The following is a 17,781-nucleotide window of genomic DNA, read 5'->3' as shown; positions in this document are numbered from 1 at the left end:
ATCTTGGGCCGGTGCGGACCTACCGAATGCCAGTTGGGACTTCATATCCGTCCACAGCGCGGCAGTGTCGGTTCATATCAGGAAAAGCCGCCTTCATGTTTCAAGATTACGAGACTGTTCTAACCGCTTCCGGGATATCGAAATTCTTCCCGGGCGCCATTGCGCTCGACAAGGTCGATTTCGCGCTGCGCAAGGGCGAGGTGCATGCGCTTCTGGGCGAAAACGGCGCGGGAAAATCCACGCTTATCAAATGCATCACGGGCGCCTATCACCGCGACCAGGGTCGGCTCGCGCTTGACGGCACTGAGATCAATCCGTCCGATACACTTGCTGCCCAGAAGCTCGGCATCGGCACTGTGTACCAGGAGGTCAATCTCCTGCCCAATCTCAGCGTCGCCGAAAACCTATATCTCGGTCGCCAGCCGAAACGGCTCGGCATGATCGATGTACGTGCGATGAACCGGCAGGCGCGGGCACTGCTCGATCAGTACGGCATAGACGTTGACGTCACCGCGCAACTCGATCGGTTTTCGGTCGCCGTGCAGCAGGTGGTAGCAATCGCGCGAGCCGTGGATTTGTCCGGCAAAGTTCTTATCCTCGACGAGCCGACTGCAAGTCTTGATACCCAGGAAGTCGCGATGCTCTTTCGCATCATGCGTAACTTGAAAGAACGCGGCCTTGGCATTGTCTTTATTACTCATTTTCTGGAACAGGTATACGAAGTCAGTGATCGCATCACGGTGCTCCGAAATGGCAGGCTGGTCGGCACCCGCGAAACGTCGGAGCTGTCTCGCCAGAACCTCATCTCCATGATGCTCGGGCACGAATTAGCGAATGCCGAGGCCACGGCGCGGGCACACACTGTTAACGCTGGCCCGGTCAGATACAGGTTTGAAGGCTACGGCAAGCGCGGCAAGGTGAAGCCGTTCGATCTCGACGTCCGTGTCGGCGAAGTGGTGGGCGTCGCGGGGTTGCTCGGGTCAGGCCGCACGGAGACTGCCGAGTTGCTTTTTGGAATCGAGCAGGCTGACAGCGGAACGGTAAAAGTCGATGACAAGAAGGTGACGCTGTCGAACCCGCGCGCCGCGATCCGCAATGGCTTCGGCTTCTGTCCGGAAGATCGCAAGACTGACGGGATTATCGGCGACCTCTCGATTCGCGAGAACATTGCGCTGGCGCTGCAGGCACGCAGGGGCTGGGCCCGCCCGATCTCTCGTGCCGATCAAAACGCTCTGGCCGACCGCTACATCAGTGCTCTCGACATCCGCACGACGGACAGGGAGAAGCCGATCCGTCTGCTGTCCGGCGGCAATCAGCAGAAAGCAATCCTGGCGCGCTGGCTTGCTACGAATCCGGACTTCCTGATCCTGGATGAGCCAACCCGCGGCATCGACGTCGGTGCCCATGCCGAGATCATTCGCCTGATCGAAGATCTCTGCGCGAAGGGTATGTCGCTGATCGTTATTTCTTCGGAATTAGAAGAGCTTATCGCCTATAGCTCACGTATTTTGGTCCTTCGCGATCGCGAGCACGTCGCGGAACTGACGGGTGACAATCTCAGCACCGCTAGCATCGTCGATGCCATCGCCGCCGCCCAGAAGAAGACGGAGGACGCATGAAGTCGTCGCTCAATGCACTGCTGATCCGCCTAGCGCCACAACTCATCGCTCTGGCAGTCATTCTCCTATTGAATTTCATGATGTTTCCGCAGTTTTTTAATGTTGTTGTTCAGAATGGTCGGTTTTACGGCAGCTTGATAGATGTGCTGAACCGCGGTGCGCCAGTCGCCTTGCTGGCAATCGGCATGACGCTGGTAATTGCGACCAAAGGGATCGACCTGTCGGTCGGCGCTGTGATCGCGATCTGCGGGGCGGTTGCAGCCTCATCCATCGTGTCCGGTCATTCGCTTGCGATGACGCTGTTGGTAACGGTCGGGGTCGGGCTCCTTTGCGGCGTATGGAACGGACTGCTGGTGGCCGTGCTGAATATCCAGCCGATCATCGCGACGCTCGTGCTGATGGTGGCCGGACGCGGGATCGCGCAGCTCATCACGGAGGGGGTCATCATGACGTTCAATGATGAAGGGTTGATCGCGCTCGGCAGCGGCTCCTTCGCATTCCTGCCCATGCCAGTGATCATATGGCTGGTCATGGCCGCGCTGGTGATCCTGCTTGTGAGGCGCACGGCGCTTGGCATGCTGATCGAAGCGACCGGCATCAATCGACGTGCCAGCATGCTTTCTGGCGTACGGACGCCGGTACTGCTGATGGCCGTTTATATGTTGAGCAGCCTTTGCGCTTCCATTGCCGGGATCATCGTCGCGGCCGATATCAAGGGCGCGGATGCGAACAATGCCGGTCTCTGGCTGGAGCTCGATGCGATCTTGGCGGTCGTCGTCGGTGGCAACTCGCTGCTGGGCGGACGCTTCAGCATCCTGGGATCGTTGATCGGAGCTATGATTATTCAGGCTGTGAACACCGGCATTCTGCTCTCAGGATTTCCGCCGGAATTCAACCTTATCATCAAGGCGGTGATTGTCATCGTGATCCTTGTCATTCAGTCGCCGGCGGTTCAATCGGCGGCGGTAATTCTCAGCCGGCGATCGAGCAGCGTCAGGGAAGGGCAGATTCAATGAACTCGAAATATCTGCCGCTGCTGGCAACGGTCGTCATCTTCGTTCTCTCCTACGCGATCTGCACCCTGCAGTATCCGAACATCCTGTCCACCCGCGTGATTGGCAACCTATTGACCGACAATGCCTTTCTCGGCATCGCCGCGGTCGGCATGACGTTTGTGATCATTTCGGGCGGGATTGATCTATCGATCGGCTCGATCATCGCGTTCACCGGCGTCTTCCTCGCGGTCATCCTGCAGAACACTACAATCCACCCGCTCGTTGCGTTTGTGCTAGTGCTGATCATCACGACCGCCTTCGGCGCAGCAATGGGCGCGATCATTCACTATCTCGAAATGCCGGCTTTCATCGTGACGCTTGCGGGCATGTTCCTGGCACGCGGTATGGCGTTCGTGTTGTCGATCGACAGCATCCCTATCAATCATGACTACTACACCACGCTGACAGGCCTCTATTACAAGATGCCGGGTGGCGGGCGGCTGACGCTGATCGGCGGCATCATGCTTGTCGTCTTTGCGGTGGGGATATTCCTGGCGCATCGCACGCGCTTCGGCACGAATGTCTACGCGCTCGGCGGCGGGTCGCAAACGGCGCAACTCATGGGCGTTCCGGTGGGCCGTACCACGATCCAGATCTATGCATTATCCGGCTTTCTCGCCGGCCTATCCGGAATCGTTTTTTCGCTCTATACGTCGGCCGGTTATTCTCTGGCAGCAGTCGGCGTCGAACTGGATGCGATCGCGGCAGTCGTCATCGGGGGGACGCTGTTGACCGGCGGGGCGGGATTCGTGGCAGGTACCTTCATCGGTATCCTGATACAGGGCCTCATTCAGACCTACATCACCTTCGACGGGACGCTGTCGAGCTGGTGGACGAAGATCTTGATTGGCCTTTTGCTTTTTGCATTCATTCTAATGCAGAAGGTTATTCTCTTCCTTTCCAGTATGAATAAGAGGTATGCCTGAACGGGGAGGTATTCGTTGCGTAACAGATTGCTTGAGACCGGAAAGACAGCGCGCAAATCGCGAACGAGCCACGCACAGGTCGTGGATGAGCTCGGCAGGGCAATTGTTGCCGGAACCTATCCTGTGGGAAGCATTCTGCCGGGAGACGCCGAACTTGCGCAGCGCTTCAAGGTCTCACGCACCGTCCTTCGGGAAACGATGAAGACGCTCGCTGCAAAAGGCATGATCGTCGCCAAGGCCCGTGTCGGGACGCGCGTCACAGAGAAAAACCTCTGGAACATGTTCGATAGCGAGATTATAGCCTGGCATTTCGATAGTGGCGTGACGGAAGAATTCCTGCTGCAACTTTACGACATCCGGCTAGCTTTCGAGCCGTTTGCTGCTGGCCTCGTCGCAGAGCGGGCGAGCAAGGAAGACATTGAACATCTGCGTGAACTTGCAACGGAGATGGCCGCGCCGGGGCACACCAGCGACAGCCTAGCTCTCGCCGACCTCCATTTCCACCTCGCCGTTGCCGACGCCTCTCACAACCCGTTCATGCGAACGCTGGGAAGCCTGATAGAAGCCGCGCTGGTCGGCATGTTCCGTATCAGTACCCCCCCCTCGCAGAACGGTTTCTCGGGCATCGCGGACACCCACATGCGCATTGTCGAGGCGATCGTCGCCGGCGATGTCGATGGCGCCCGTAAGGCCATGGAACTCGTGATCGTCGACGGCCGCGATCACGTCCGCGATGCCTATGCGGCGATGACCAAGGCATCCGCCTGATCCATTTTTGATCTTTGTTCCGCACTTGTCTTGCTGCTATGAGGCAGCGAAAGCTGCATACAATGGATTCTCGGAGCGCATTATGGAACGCACTTGTCTCGCTATCATTCTCGCTGCGGGTGACAGCACGCGAATGAAGTCGTCGAAATCGAAAGTGCTGCACGCCGTCGCGAACCGCCCAATGATCGCTCATGTCGTGGATGCCGTGGCAAAAAGCGATACTTCATCTGTAGCGCTCGTCGTTGGGCGCGATGCCGACGACGTGGCGAAGGCCGCCCAAGTCGGAAGCGTCAAAATCGAAACCTATCTGCAGAAGGAGCGACTCGGCACCGGTCACGCGGTCCTGGCAGCACGCGACGCCATTGCCCGCGGATATGACGACATCATCGTGACCTACGGCGATGTTCCGTTGCAGACCGAAGGGCCACTCAAGGCTGCACGGCAGGGCCTTGCCGACGGCAGTGATGTCGTTGTCATCGGTTTCCACACCGACAAGCCGACGGGTTACGGCCGCTTGCTCGTGAAGGACGGCGAACTAATCGCCATCCGCGAGGAACGGGAGGCCACGGATGCCGAGCGTGCGGTGAACTGGTGCAACAGCGGCCTGATGGCGATCAACGGCCGCAAGGCGCTCGATCTCCTATCCCGCATCGGCAATGCCAATGCCAAAGGTGAATACTACCTGACTGACCTCGTGGAAATTGCCCGTTCCGTCGGCGGCCGCGTCACGGCTGTCGACGCACCTGAAATCGAAATGACCGGCTGCAACAATCGCGCGGAGCTCGCCATGATCGAGCGGCTCTGGCAGGAGCGCCGACGCGACGAGATGATGATTTCAGGCGTGACGATGATTGCACCGGAGACCGTGTTCCTTTCCTATGATACTGCGATCGCGCAGGACGCGCTGATCGAGCCGAACGTAGTGTTCGGTCCGGGTGCGACGATCGACAGCGGCGCGATTATTCATGCTTTCTCACATATTGAAGGCGCACATGTCAGCGCCGGCGCAATCGTTGGCCCATTCGCCCGCTTGCGTCCGGGAGCCGATCTTGCCAAGGGCTCGAAGGTCGGCAACTTCTGCGAAGTCAAGAACGGGACGATCGGCGAGGGCGCCAAGGTCAATCATCTCACCTATATAGGCGACGCCAAGGTCGGAGCCGGGGCGAATATCGGTGCCGGTACGATCACCTGCAACTACGACGGCGTCAACAAGCACGAAACGCTGATTGGGGCGAACACCTTCATCGGATCAAGCTCCTCGCTCGTGGCGCCGGTCAGCATCGGCGACAACGCTTACGTGGCCGCCGGTAGCGTCATCACCGCCGATGTTCCCGCCGATGCGCTCGCCCTGGGCCGGGCGCGCCAAGAGCTGAAGCCGGGTAGGGCCTCCGTGCTTCGCGCGCGCGCGCTGGCGATCAAGGCTGCAAAGAAGGCCAATGCATAGGCTTCCGCGTAACGCGCGGAAACCGAAAGTGACCGCCGAGGCCATTGAGAAAACAGACAGAATCGTTACGAGTGGCCTCTAATATGGAAGGCTTTGGGGACTTTTATGTGCGGTATTGTTGGAATCGTTGGAAGCAGCCCGGTTGCGGGACGTCTCGTTGATGCGCTGAAGCGGCTCGAGTACCGCGGCTACGACTCAGCTGGTGTTGCCACCATACATAACGGCGAGATGGCGCGTCGTCGTGCCGAGGGGAAGCTCTTCAATCTCGAAAAGCGCCTCGATAGCGACCCACTGCCGGGAACGATCGGTATCGCACACACCCGCTGGGCTACGCATGGCGTTCCCAACGAGATCAACGCACACCCCCATTTCGTCGAGGGCGTGGCCGTCGTCCATAACGGCATCATCGAGAACTTCTCCGAGTTGCGTGACGAGTTGACCGCCGAAGGTGCCGTCTTTGAGACTCAGACAGACACCGAAGTCGTCGCCCACCTCATGGCGAAGTATCTCCGTGACGGCCTTGAGCCTCGCGCGGCGATGCTCAAGATGCTGAATCGGGTAACCGGCGCCTATGCGCTTGCGATCATGCTCCAGAACGACCCCGGCACGATCATGGCTGCACGATCCGGCCCGCCGCTTGCCGTGGGCTACGGCTCGGGCGAAATGTTCCTCGGCTCGGATGCGATCGCGCTTTCGCCCTTCACCAATGAGGTCACCTACTTGGTCGATGGCGATTGGGCCGTACTTACACGAGACGGCGCGACAATCCTCGACTTCTCCGGCAACGAGGTGAAGCGCCCGCGGCAGATATCACAGACGACTGCCTATGTGGTCGACAAGGGCAATCACCGCCACTTCATGGAGAAGGAAATCTACGAGCAGCCTGAGGTCATCTCGCATGCCCTCAGCCAGTACGTCGACTTCGCCAGCAACACGATAAGCGACAGCATCAAGGCGATCGATTTCAAGGCCACCACCAGCCTGGCGATCTCGGCATGCGGAACCGCCTATCTCGCAGGTCTCGTCGGCAAATACTGGTTCGAGCGCTACGCGCGTTTACCGGTCGAGATCGACGTCGCGTCCGAATTTCGTTATCGCGAGATGCCGCTGTCGCCCTCGCAGGCCGCGCTCTTCATCTCGCAGTCAGGCGAGACGGCCGACACGCTGGCATCGCTCCGTTACTGCAAGGAGAACGGGCTGAAGATCGGTGCGGTGGTCAACGTGAAGGAATCGACCATCGCCCGCGAGTCGGATGCCGTTTTCCCGATCATGGCAGGTCCGGAAATCGGCGTTGCCTCCACCAAGGCCTTCACCTGCCAGTTGGCCGTCCTGGCATCGCTGGCGCTCGGCGCCGGCAAGGCAAGGGGAAGCATCAGCGCGGAGCAAGAAAGGGAACTGGTCCGCCATCTCGCTGAAATGCCGCGTATCATGAGCCGCGTGCTGAACCTCATCCAACCGCAGATGGAGAGCTTGTCGCGCGAGCTTTCGAAATGCCGCGACGTCCTCTATCTCGGCCGTGGCACGAGCTTCCCGCTTGCCATGGAAGGGGCGCTGAAGCTCAAGGAAATCTCCTATATCCATGCCGAGGGTTACGCCGCAGGTGAACTCAAGCATGGGCCGATTGCGCTCATCGACGAAAACATGCCTGTTATCGTGATCGCGCCGTTTGACCGCTTCTTCGACAAGACCGTGTCGAACATGCAGGAAGTTGCCGCGCGTGGCGGGCGCATCATCTTCATTACCGACGAGGCGGGTGCGGCTGCATCGAAGCTGCCGACGATGGCGACGATCGTGCTGCCTGATGTCAACGAGATCATCGCGCCGATGGTCTTCTCACTGCCGATCCAACTGCTAGCCTATCACACGGCCGTTTTCATGGGCACGGACGTCGACCAGCCGCGCAATCTGGCCAAGTCGGTCACGGTGGAGTGACCGCTTGTTCGCCCCCAGAAGACTTGTGCGCCTTGGTAATTTCTGGCAGCTTTCAGCCAGGAAAGCATGGGGGAGCTGATTTCCGATAGCCGGCCTGCTCAACGGAGTTATCAGCACGCGATGAAGGAAAAACTGCCCCGACTGCCGATAGCCACTCGTCTCAGGAACGACTTTCTGGCGGGGCTGATTATTTGTGCGCCGGTCGCTATTACCCTGTGGCTGACATGGTCGGTCGTGCGGTGGGCGGATAGCTGGGTCAAGCCCTACCTCCCGGCTCGCTATGACCCGGATAATTACCTCAATTTTGCGGTGCCAGGCTCGGGCCTGTTGATCGCGCTTGTCGCGATCACCCTTATCGGCTTCCTCGGTAAGAACCTCATCGGCCAGAGTATCGTGCAGTTCAGCGAATCGCTGGTGCGGCGCGTGCCGCTGGTGCGCAGCATCTATCAGAGCGTGAAGCAGATTTTCGAGACGGTGCTGAAGGACAAGACAAACTCCTTCAAGAAGGTCGGCCTCATCGAATATCCCAGCCCCGGCCTCTGGGCGCTCGTCTTCATCTCGACGGATGCAAAAGGCGAGATTGCAACGAAGTTCAAGGCGATGGGCGAGGACATGGTTTGCGTATTCCTGCCGCCGACACCGGTGCCGACGGCAGGTTTCTTGATCTTCACGCCGCGCGAAAAGATCGTTCCGCTCGATATGTCACCGGAGGACGCTGCAAAGCTCCTGATCTCCGGCGGCCTGGTCACGCCAGAAGAGCTTGCCGGGCGGATGACAAAACAGGAGCGGACACGCAAGCCGCTGCCGGCGCCCATCGAGATGTAACTTCCATACCGGCTCGCCCCGCAGCGGCATTAGGTCTGTTTGTTCCGCCGTGTTGCCGTGCGATGGGTTGAAGGATGACATACGCAATGCTGATCAGACCCGCCACCGCCGAAGACCGTTCCTCTATCTGGACCATGATCGAGCCGACGATCCGAGCCGGGGAGACCTATACGCTCGATCGCGACATGAGCGAGACCGATGCCCTCGCTTACTGGCTGGGGCCGGACAAAGAGACCTTCGTCGCCGAAGACGAGAGTGGCGAGATTCTCGGCACCTATTATCTCCGCGCCAACCAGGCGGGTGGTGGTGCGCATGTTTGCAATTGCGGCTACATGACCGCGGCGGCGGCGACCGGCACGGGCGTGGCGCGACAGATGCACGAGCACTCGCTCGTCCGAGCCCGCGAGCGTGGTTTCCGGGCGATGCAGTTCAATTTCGTTGTCAGCGCCAACGAACGCGCAGTTCGCCTCTGGCAATCGTTGGGCTTTGAGACGGTCGGGCGCTTGCCCGGCGCCTTCGAGCACCCGACAAAAGGCTACGTTGACGCTTTCGTAATGTTCCGGACGCTGTGAGGCCGGGCTCGGCTTCACCCTGCGTGCAGGAAGCGGATCGCCTCATCACGACGGAATAGGTAGAGCAGGGTACGTACGGCCTTGCCGCGCTCGCTGGTAAGTTCCGGATCGCGCTCGATCAGATAGGCCGCATCGCGGCGGGCGATTTCCAGCAGATCGGCATGTGCCTCAAGGCTCGCGATGCGAAAGCCTGGGGTTCCCGACTGGCGCGTGCCGAGCAACTCGCCTTCGCCGCGCAGCTTCAGGTCTTCCTCCGCGATACGGAAGCCGTCTTCGGTTTCACGCATGATCGAGAGACGGGCATGAGCTGTTTCGCCAAGAGGCCCCTTGTAGAGCAGAATACAGGTCGAAGCCTCGTCACCGCGCCCCACGCGTCCGCGAAGCTGATGCAGCTGCGCCAAGCCGAAGCGCTCCGCATGCTCGATCACCATGATTGTTGCATCAGGAACATCGACGCCGACTTCCACAACTGTTGTTGCGACCAAAAGGCGGATTTCGCCGTTCTTGAACGCCATCATCACGGCGTCCTTTTCCGGGCCGCTCATACGGCCGTGGATCAGGCCGATGCCGGGACCGAGAGACGAGACGAGAATTGCATGGCGCTCCTCGACAGACATCAGATCGCTCTCCTCACTCTCCTCGACGAGCGGGCAGATCCAGTAGGCCTTCTTGCCTTCCGCCAGCGCGCTCTTGAGACGCCCGACGATCTCGCCGGTACGTTCAGCTGGGATAGTAATCGTCTGTATCGGTTTCCTGCCGGCGGGCTTCTCCGTCAGCTTGGAGACGTCCATGTCGCCGAAGGCGGCAAGCACGAGCGTTCGCGGGATGGGAGTGGCCGTCATGACGAGCATGTGGGGCGTGATGCCTTTCGCCGTCAGCCGGAGGCGCTGGTGGACTCCGAAGCGATGCTGCTCGTCGACAACGGCCAGCATGAGGTTGCGGTAGTTGACGCTATCCTGGAAGAGGGCATGGGTACCGATGATGATCTGCGCCTCTCCGGATGCGATCCTTTCGAGGATGTCTTCGCGTTCACGACCCTTGGTGCGGCCGGTAAGAACCTCGATTCCGAGGCCCGCGGAAGCGGCAAATTTGGAGATCGTCGCGTGGTGTTGACGGGCTAGAATTTCCGTTGGGGCCATGAGAACGGCCTGGCCGCCGCTTTCGATGATCGCCGCCATTGCCATCAGCGCGACCAGCGTTTTGCCGGAGCCGACGTCACCTTGCAGCAGACGCAGCATGCGGTCTTCGCCGGCCATGTCCTTCAGGATATCGGCAATCGCGGTATTCTGGCTGTTGGTCGGTGAGAACGGCAGAGCCTGCAGGATCTGGGCGCTGATCTTTCCGGTCGGATGAACAGGCTGGCCGGCAACCTTGCGCAGTCGCTGGCGCACCAGGCTTAGGGATAGCTGGCCGGCCAGGAATTCGTCGTAGGCAAGGCGGCGGCGAGCAGGGGCTTGCGCATCAATATCCGAGGGATCATGTGGCTCGTGCAACCCGTGGAAAGCGTCTGCCACCGAGGGTAGGCCCTGTTTCTGCGCGAGGGCCAGGTCGATCCATTCCGGCAGTTCCGGCGTGCGCGGCAGTGCCGCTTCGATGATCTTGCGCAGTGTCTTCGGCGAAAGCCCTGCTGTGAGCGGGTAGATCGGCTCGACGAGGGGCAGGTTCTCGGCTTCGCTGGCCTTCACGATGTAATCAGGGTGAACCATTGAGGCGCGGCCATTGAACCAGTCAATCTTGCCGCTGACGGTTACCTCCTCGTCCAATGGCAGCTGCTTTTCCAGCCATGCCGCCTGGCCGCGAAAGAAGACAAGCGTCAGTTCACCGGTCTCGTCGTGCAGCATGACCCGATAGGGAACGTTGCTTTTGCCCCGCGGCGGCGCCTGATGGCGATCGACGCGTGCTGTGACAGTCACGATGGCGCCTTGCGGCGCGCGGGCGATACCCGGCTGGTTTCGACGATCGATCAAAGAATGCGGCGCATGAAACAGCAGATCAACGACGCGCGTATCGTCAGGCGCTTCGCGCCCCAGCAGCTTCACCAGCAGCTCGGCGATCTTTGGACCGACACCGGGCAGAGCGGAAACTGGCGAAAACAGCGGATCGAGAATGGCTGGGCGCATGGCGGCAAAATGCGATGAACAATGCGGCCTTGGCAAGGCTGACAAGCCGCTTTCGAGGGTCTATAGAGGCGCATCAACAGGAAGGTAAAGCCATGACGGGTGTGTCACTCTCGAGCGCCGATCTTGATCCGCGCCGCCGCCGAATCCTCTTTCGCTGCTGGCATCGCGGTATCCGCGAAATGGATCTGGTCTTCGGGCAGTTCGCCGAAAAGGAGATCGCCACCCTGTCGGAGGCCGAACTCGACGAGTTCGAAACCATCATGGCCGAAGAGGACAACGATCTTGTACGCTGGATCATGGGAACATGGCCGGTACCCGAGCGTTTCCAGACGCCAATGTTTGCACGCCTTACCGCTTATAAGCCCGATTTCGAATATCCAGCCGACGCCCTGCCCAGGAATGCCTAATGACCTCAGGTTTTGACGCAAGGAAGCTGTCAGCCGTCGCCGAGCCGCTGACAATCGGCAACGTGCCGACAGGTATGGAGGCTCTGTTGCTGGCCGATCTGGCAAGGGCAGGAGAGCCAGTCGCCTATGTGCTTTCCGATGGCCAGAGGATGGTGGACCTCGAGCAGATGCTCGGCTTCGTTGCGCCCGAGATCCCGGTCCTCACCTTGCCGGCCTGGGACTGTCTCCCTTACGACCGCGTTTCGCCGAGCGCCGACACGTCGGCGCGCCGTCTCGCGGCGCTGGGCGGTCTGATCGCGCATCACAAGAAACCACACGCGGCGATCGTGCTGGTGACCGTCAATGCGATGCTGCAGAAAGTCGCTCCTCAAGAGATTATCGAAAGCCTTGCCTTCTCGGCCCGTCCCGGGAACACCGTGCGGATGGACGATATTGCCGGGCGCCTGGAACGCAACGGCTTCGACCGCGTCGCAACGGTTCGCGAGGTCGGCGAATATGCTGTGCGCGGCGGCATTCTCGACGTCTTCGTGCCGGGTTCCGAGGAACCCGTTCGCCTCGATTTCTTCGGCGACACGCTGGAAAGCATCCGCAGCTTCGATCCGGCAAGCCAGCGCACAACAGGGCAGGTCCGCTCTCTCGACCTGAACCCGATGAGCGAAGTGACGCTGACGCCCGATACGATCAGCCGCTTCCGGAAGAATTACCTCTCCTCGTTTGGCGCGGCGACTCGCGACGATGCACTCTATCTCGCCATATCGGAGGGGCGGCGCTATCCTGGCATGGAGCATTGGCTGCCGCTCTTCTACGAGAAGCTAGAGACGGTGTTCGACTATCTCAGAGGCTTCCGGATGGTCACCGATCATACTGTGCGCCAGGCCGCTGAGGAACGCTCCAAACTCGTCTTCGACTACTATGACGCACGCCTAAATTCCGGGCAGCCCGCCAAGGGGCAGATGGCGCAGGGAACGCCCTACAAGCCGGTGACGCCCGGCCAGCTCTATTTGGACGGAAAGACTTTCGCCAACACGCTCGATGCTTTCAATGCGATGCGCATTTCCCCCTTCAACGAACACGAGGGAGAGGCGCGGCGCGTGATCAATCTAGACGCTCGCCAAGGCGAGCGCTGGGCGCGCTCGAATGCCGAGGGTGGCGGCAATGCCGAGCGCATCAATGTGTTCGACGCTGTCGTAAAGCACATTGCCGACAAGCGCTCCTCTGGCGCGAAGGTGCTGATTACTGCCTGGACGGAAGGCTCACTGGAGCGTCTGTTGCAGGTGCTGAACGAACACGGGCTCGAGCGCGTGAAGCCGGTCGGTGCGCTGAAGGAGATCGACGGCCTTGCCAAGGGCGAGGCGGCGGCCGGCGTGCTCAGTCTCGAATCGGGATTTGAAGTCGGCAATCTCGTCGTTATCGGCGAACAGGACATTCTCGGCGACCGTATGGTGCGGCGTTCGAAGCGGCGCAAGCGCGCTGCCGATTTCATCTCCGAGGTTGCCGGGCTCGACGAGGGTTCGGTCGTCGTCCACGCACAGCATGGTATCGGCCGATTTGTAGGCCTGCGAACCATCGAAGCGGCCGGTGCACCGCATGCCTGCCTTGAACTGCAATACGCAGACGAGGCGAAGCTCTTCCTGCCGGTCGAGAACATCGATCTCCTGTCGCGCTATGGCGGCGAGGGGACGGAAACGCAGCTCGACAAGCTCGGCGGCGGCGCATGGCAGATGCGCAAGGCCAAACTCAAGAAGCGGCTGCTCGATATGGCGGATGCACTGATCCGCATCGCCGCCGAACGCCTGACGCGTCATGCGCCTGTGCTGACGACGCCGGAAGGGCTTTACGACGAGTTCGCCGCCCGCTTCCCTTACGACGAGACAGAGGATCAGGATAATGCCATCGAGGCTGTGCGCTCCGACCTTGGAGCGGGCAGGCCGATGGATCGCCTCGTTTGCGGCGATGTCGGCTTCGGCAAGACGGAAGTGGCGCTTCGTGCTGCTTTCGTTGCGGCGATGAACGGCATTCAGGTTGCTGTCGTCGTGCCGACCACCTTGCTGGCGCGCCAACACTTCAAGACCTTCTCCGAACGCTTCCGCGGCTTGCCTGTGCGCATCCAGCAGGCCTCACGCCTCGTCGGCTCGAAGGACCTAGCATTGACGAAGAAGGAAGTGGCAGACGGCAAGACGGATATTGTCGTCGGCACCCATGCGCTTCTTGGCGCCGGGATCAAGTTTGCCAATCTCGGACTGCTGATCATCGACGAAGAGCAGCATTTCGGCGTCAAGCACAAGGAGCGCCTGAAGGAGCTGAAAAGCGACGTCCACGTCCTGACACTCTCGGCGACGCCGATCCCGCGCACGCTGCAGCTGGCGATGACAGGGGTGCGCGAGTTGTCGTTGATCACGACGCCGCCGGTCGACCGCATGGCGGTTCGCACCTTCATTTCGCCATTCGATTCGCTCGTCATCCGCGAAACACTGATGCGCGAGCATTATCGTGGCGGCCAGAGTTTCTATGTCTGCCCGCGGCTTGCCGATCTCGAAGACGTGCATGCCTTCCTGCGGTCGGACGTACCAGAACTGAAGGTCGCGGTCGCGCACGGCCAGATGCCGGCCGGCGAGCTTGAGGACATTATGAATGCCTTCTACGAGGGCCGTTATGACGTACTGCTGTCGACGACCATCGTGGAATCGGGGCTGGACGTGCCGACGGCCAATACGCTGATCGTGCACCGCGCCGACATGTTCGGTCTGGCGCAGCTCTATCAGCTGCGTGGCCGCGTCGGACGTTCGAAGGTGCGAGCCTTTGCGCTGTTCACGTTGCCCGTCAACAAGGTCCTGACGGCGACGGCCGAGCGCCGTCTCAAGGTGTTGCAATCGCTCGACACGCTCGGCGCCGGATTCCAGCTTGCCAGCCACGACCTCGACATCCGCGGCGCAGGAAACCTGCTCGGCGAAGAGCAGTCCGGCCATATCAAGGAAGTCGGTTTCGAACTTTACCAGCAAATGCTCGAAGAGGCGGTTGCCGAGGTGAAGGGCGTCGATGAGATCCAGGATACCGGCTGGTCGCCGCAGATCTCGGTCGGCACGTCAGTTATGATTCCAGATGGTTATGTGCCTGATTTGCACCTGCGTATGGCACTCTATCGCCGCCTCGGCGAGATCACGGAATTGAAGGAAATCGATGCCTTCGGCGCCGAAATGATCGATCGCTTCGGCCCGATGCCGATCGAGGTCCAGCACCTCCTGAAGATCGTGTACGTGAAATCGCTTTGCCGCGTCGCCAACGTGGAGAAGCTTGATGCAGGCCCGAAAGGCATCGTCATCCAGTTCCGCAACAAGGAGTTTCCGAACCCCGCTAACTTGGTTGGCTATATCGCCAAACAGGGGACCATGGCGAAGATCCGGCCGGACCAGAGCGTGTTCCTCACACGCGACCTGCCAACGCCGGAAAAGCGGCTGCAGGGCGCAGCCGTTATCATGACGCAACTTGCGGAAATGGCGAAGGTGTAACGACGCTCAATTCATGCCGGCGCGCGCTTCCGCCTTCGCCTTGGCGATGTCTCGAAGCGCGCCCGCCAACACATCAGGCGTCTGCGCGCCGCTGACGGCGTACTGCTGATCGAAGATGAAGAAGGGGACACCGTTCACTCCCATCTTCTGCGCGGCCTCGATCTCAGCGATTACGAGGTCCTTGTCGGCGTCGGACGCCAGCAGGGAGGAGACGACGGCACGGTTCATGCCAGCCTTCTCCGCGATATCGAGCAGAACGGCATGGTCACCGACATTGCGGCCTTCCTCGAAATTCGCCTTGAACAGGGCATTGACGACAAGGTCCTGCTTCTCGCGATCCTCGACCATCGCCCAGTGGATCAGGCGATGGGCATCCAGCGTATTCGGACCGATCTTGATCGCGTCGAAGTTGAAGTTGATGCCGACCTCACGACCAAGCTCACTCAGCATCTTGTGCCCCTGAGCGACGCGCTCGGGACCGCCGAGCTTCTGCTCCAGCGCCTTCTTCTGGTCGACGCCATCAGGCGGGTAATCGGGGTTGAGGCGGTACGGGCGCCAGTTGATGTCCACACCGACCTCGTCCTGAACTTCAGCGATCGCAAGCTCAAGCCGCGCCTTGCCGAGATAGCACCACGGGCAGACGACGTCAGAGACAACGTCGATGGTAATGCGTTCCATGGGCTTTTCCTTTTTTCTTCCTGAAATCGAAACCTTCCCGCCATCTAGGCCCTGCGGCGGGCGACTTCAACCAGGCAGGAAAAAGGAACTTCCTATTGCACGCTCTGATCCCACCACGCCGGCAACTGATAGCCGTAGAGCGGGACGGTGTCTGGATGACCGATGCGCTTGCTACGGGCAACCCATTGCTGATCAACGTGGTAAAGCGGCAGGACATAGTGCCCCGACAACAGCATGCGATCATGAGAACGCACCGCTGCCGTAAAGTCTTCGGCCGAGCGTGCCGTAAGGATGTGCTGGATCAGCGTATCGACGTCGGGATCGGCAACGCCGGCGAAGTTGTCAGTGCCTTCGCGCTCCTTGGCGCCGGAAGACCATCGTCCCAACTGTTCGATGCCGGGAGACAGAGATGACGTGTAGGACTTCACGATGACGTCGTAGTCGAAGCTGTTCGTACGGCTCTGATATTGTGAATCGTCGACCGTGCGGATCGTCGCGCCAATGCCAAGGAGTTGCAGTGAACGCTGATAGGAAACGGCAAGTTTTTCCTGATCGGTGTTCTGAGTCATGATCTCGAAAGTAAGCGGCCGGCCGCTGGCGTCGCTCATCTTGCCATTCTTGATCGTATAACCTGCTTCCTTGAGGAGCGCGGCCGCCTGTTTCAGGACATTGCGATCGCGGCCCGATCCGTCCGTCACCGGAAGCTTGTAGGTTCCGTCCAGAATCGCCGGATCGATTCGATCCTTGATCGACCCTAGAAGCTTCAGTTCGCGTTCGTCAGCTGGCACCCCGAAGCTCGACAGATCGGAGTTCTGCCAGAAACTCTGGGTGCGGATATAGGCATTCGAGAAGAGGTTCTTATTCGCCCATTCGAAATCGAAGATCAGCGACAGTCCCTCGCGAAGCTTCACATTGGCGAAGACCGGTCGCCGAGTATTAAAGACGAAGCCAAACATGCCGCTCGGCAGCTTCGGTTCGAACGTGTCCTTCACGACGTTGCCTGATGTGACAGCAGGAAAGTTGTAGGCGCTTGTCCAATGGACGGGACTGCCGTCCGGGTAGATGTCAATGTCACCCTTCTTGAAGGCCTCGAAGAGTGTCGTGTCCTGCAGGAAATACTGGACCGATATCTGATCGTAGTTGTCGAGGCCGACCTTGGCCGGAATGTCCTTGCCCCAGTAGTTGGGATCGCGCTCGAACGTGATGCTTTCGCCGGGCTTCAAGGACTTGATCTTGTAGGGGCCGGATCCCACCGGAGGCGTGAGCGACGAACGATCGAATGTTTCCGGATCGATGGCATGTTTCGGCAAGATCGGCGTCGATCCGGCGAGAATCAGCGGGAATTCGCGATCGGCCTTGTCGTTGAAGGTGAAGCGAACGCCGTGGTCTCCGACCTTCTCCATCTTCTCAACGGCATTCAACCGGGTGCTGAAGGGAACGCGGCCCTTCTCCTTGAGCAGATTGAGCGTGAAAATCACGTCATCGGGTGTCACCGGCTGACCGTCAGACCATTTGGCAGCGGGGTTGAGATTGAACTCGATAAAGGTCCGGTCTTCGTCCCATTCAACGGATTCCGCCAGCAGCCCGTAGAGCGTGAAAGGTTCGTCGCGCGAGCGCAGCATCAGTGTCTCGAAGACAAGGTTTCCGTATTCCGGGTCCCACATGCCGCGCGCCGTCGTGCGCATGCTTTTCAGGATGAAGGGATTGAGGCTATCGAAGGTGCCGACGACGCCATAACTGATCTTCCCGCCCTTTTTCACATCGGGATTGACATAGGGAAGGTGCTTGAAATCGGCGGGTAGGGCCGGCTCACCATGCATCGCGATGCCATGCACGGGCTCTGCGAGAGCTGCACTGCCAACCAAGGTGAAAATGACGGGGAGAACGATCCGGAGCATCGTTGAGGTCCTTTCCGGGAACGGCACGATT

At 59.9% G+C, this 17,781-nt stretch carries 13 protein-coding genes; 10 read left to right on the top strand and 3 right to left on the bottom strand.

The genetic code is table 11. The features are described 5' to 3' along the window. The first annotated feature begins 95 nt into the window (after positions 1-95). From ytfR to ATY79_RS14485, 8 genes are all read left to right on the top strand, one after another. Positions 96-1,619: a galactofuranose ABC transporter, ATP-binding protein YtfR gene (gene ytfR / locus ATY79_RS14520; protein ID WP_088692756.1), complete on the top strand. Its 1,524-nt coding sequence runs from the start codon at positions 96-98 to the stop codon at positions 1,617-1,619. After that, positions 1,616-2,635 (top strand): ABC transporter permease, encoded by a 1,020-nt coding sequence (locus ATY79_RS14515; protein ID WP_088692755.1) that lies wholly within the window; start codon positions 1,616-1,618, stop codon positions 2,633-2,635. The genes ytfR and ATY79_RS14515 overlap by 4 nt, the downstream gene beginning before the upstream one ends. Further along, positions 2,632-3,600 carry a galactofuranose ABC transporter, permease protein YjfF gene (yjfF, locus tag ATY79_RS14510; RefSeq protein ID WP_088692754.1) on the top strand — a complete coding sequence of 323 codons (969 nt, stop codon included), beginning with the start codon at positions 2,632-2,634 and terminating at the stop codon, positions 3,598-3,600. The genes ATY79_RS14515 and yjfF overlap by 4 nt, the downstream gene beginning before the upstream one ends. Positions 3,601-3,615: 15 nt before the next feature. Beyond that, complete coding sequence (locus ATY79_RS14505; RefSeq protein ID WP_088692753.1) at positions 3,616-4,368, top strand: FadR/GntR family transcriptional regulator; 753 nt, start codon at positions 3,616-3,618, stop codon at positions 4,366-4,368. A gap of 82 nt (positions 4,369-4,450) precedes the next feature. Beyond that, complete coding sequence (glmU, locus tag ATY79_RS14500; protein WP_088692752.1) at positions 4,451-5,812, top strand: bifunctional UDP-N-acetylglucosamine diphosphorylase/glucosamine-1-phosphate N-acetyltransferase GlmU; 1,362 nt, start codon at positions 4,451-4,453, stop codon at positions 5,810-5,812. Positions 5,813-5,917: 105 nt separating this feature from the next. Beyond that, positions 5,918-7,744: a glutamine--fructose-6-phosphate transaminase (isomerizing) gene (gene glmS / locus ATY79_RS14495; RefSeq protein WP_088692751.1), complete on the top strand. Its 1,827-nt coding sequence runs from the start codon at positions 5,918-5,920 to the stop codon at positions 7,742-7,744. A 120-nt stretch (positions 7,745-7,864) separates the two neighbouring features. Beyond that, complete coding sequence (locus ATY79_RS14490) at positions 7,865-8,569, top strand: DUF502 domain-containing protein (protein WP_088692750.1); 705 nt, start codon at positions 7,865-7,867, stop codon at positions 8,567-8,569. Between the two features lie 86 nt (positions 8,570-8,655). Then, positions 8,656-9,141, top strand: coding sequence for a GNAT family N-acetyltransferase (locus ATY79_RS14485; RefSeq protein WP_088692749.1), 486 nt, complete (start codon positions 8,656-8,658; stop codon positions 9,139-9,141). A 14-nt stretch (positions 9,142-9,155) separates the two neighbouring features. Here ATY79_RS14485 and recG read toward each other — a convergent pair whose 3' ends face one another. After that, the gene (recG, locus tag ATY79_RS14480; protein WP_088704209.1) at positions 9,156-11,261 is read right to left on the bottom strand and encodes an ATP-dependent DNA helicase RecG; all 2,106 of its coding nucleotides are present in this window, start codon (positions 11,259-11,261) and stop codon (positions 9,156-9,158) included. A gap of 92 nt (positions 11,262-11,353) precedes the next feature. On the opposite strand from recG, the gene ATY79_RS14475 reads away from it, so the two are divergent. Further along, positions 11,354-11,668 carry a succinate dehydrogenase assembly factor 2 gene (locus tag ATY79_RS14475; RefSeq protein WP_088692747.1) on the top strand — a complete coding sequence of 105 codons (315 nt, stop codon included), beginning with the start codon at positions 11,354-11,356 and terminating at the stop codon, positions 11,666-11,668. Further along, the gene (gene mfd / locus ATY79_RS14470) at positions 11,668-15,174 is read left to right on the top strand and encodes a transcription-repair coupling factor (protein WP_088692746.1); all 3,507 of its coding nucleotides are present in this window, start codon (positions 11,668-11,670) and stop codon (positions 15,172-15,174) included. The genes ATY79_RS14475 and mfd overlap by 1 nt, the downstream gene beginning before the upstream one ends. Positions 15,175-15,180: 6 nt before the next feature. Here mfd and ATY79_RS14465 read toward each other — a convergent pair whose 3' ends face one another. Together ATY79_RS14465 and ATY79_RS14460 are read right to left on the bottom strand one after the other, a co-directional pair. Further along, positions 15,181-15,852: a DsbA family oxidoreductase gene (locus tag ATY79_RS14465; protein WP_088692745.1), complete on the bottom strand. Its 672-nt coding sequence runs from the start codon at positions 15,850-15,852 to the stop codon at positions 15,181-15,183. Positions 15,853-15,944: 92 nt separating this feature from the next. Continuing rightward, a complete protein-coding gene (locus ATY79_RS14460) occupies positions 15,945-17,750 on the bottom strand; it encodes an extracellular solute-binding protein (RefSeq protein ID WP_088692744.1) in 1,806 nt (601 codons plus the stop codon). Positions 17,751-17,781 lie beyond the last annotated feature (31 nt).

Origin of the sequence: Rhizobium sp. R693, assembly GCF_002211315.1 — a bacterium.
Lineage (GTDB): Bacteria > Pseudomonadota > Alphaproteobacteria > Rhizobiales > Rhizobiaceae > Rhizobium.
The sequence above is the reverse complement of the archived record's forward strand: the minus strand, read 5'-3'. Positions and strand labels throughout refer to the sequence as shown.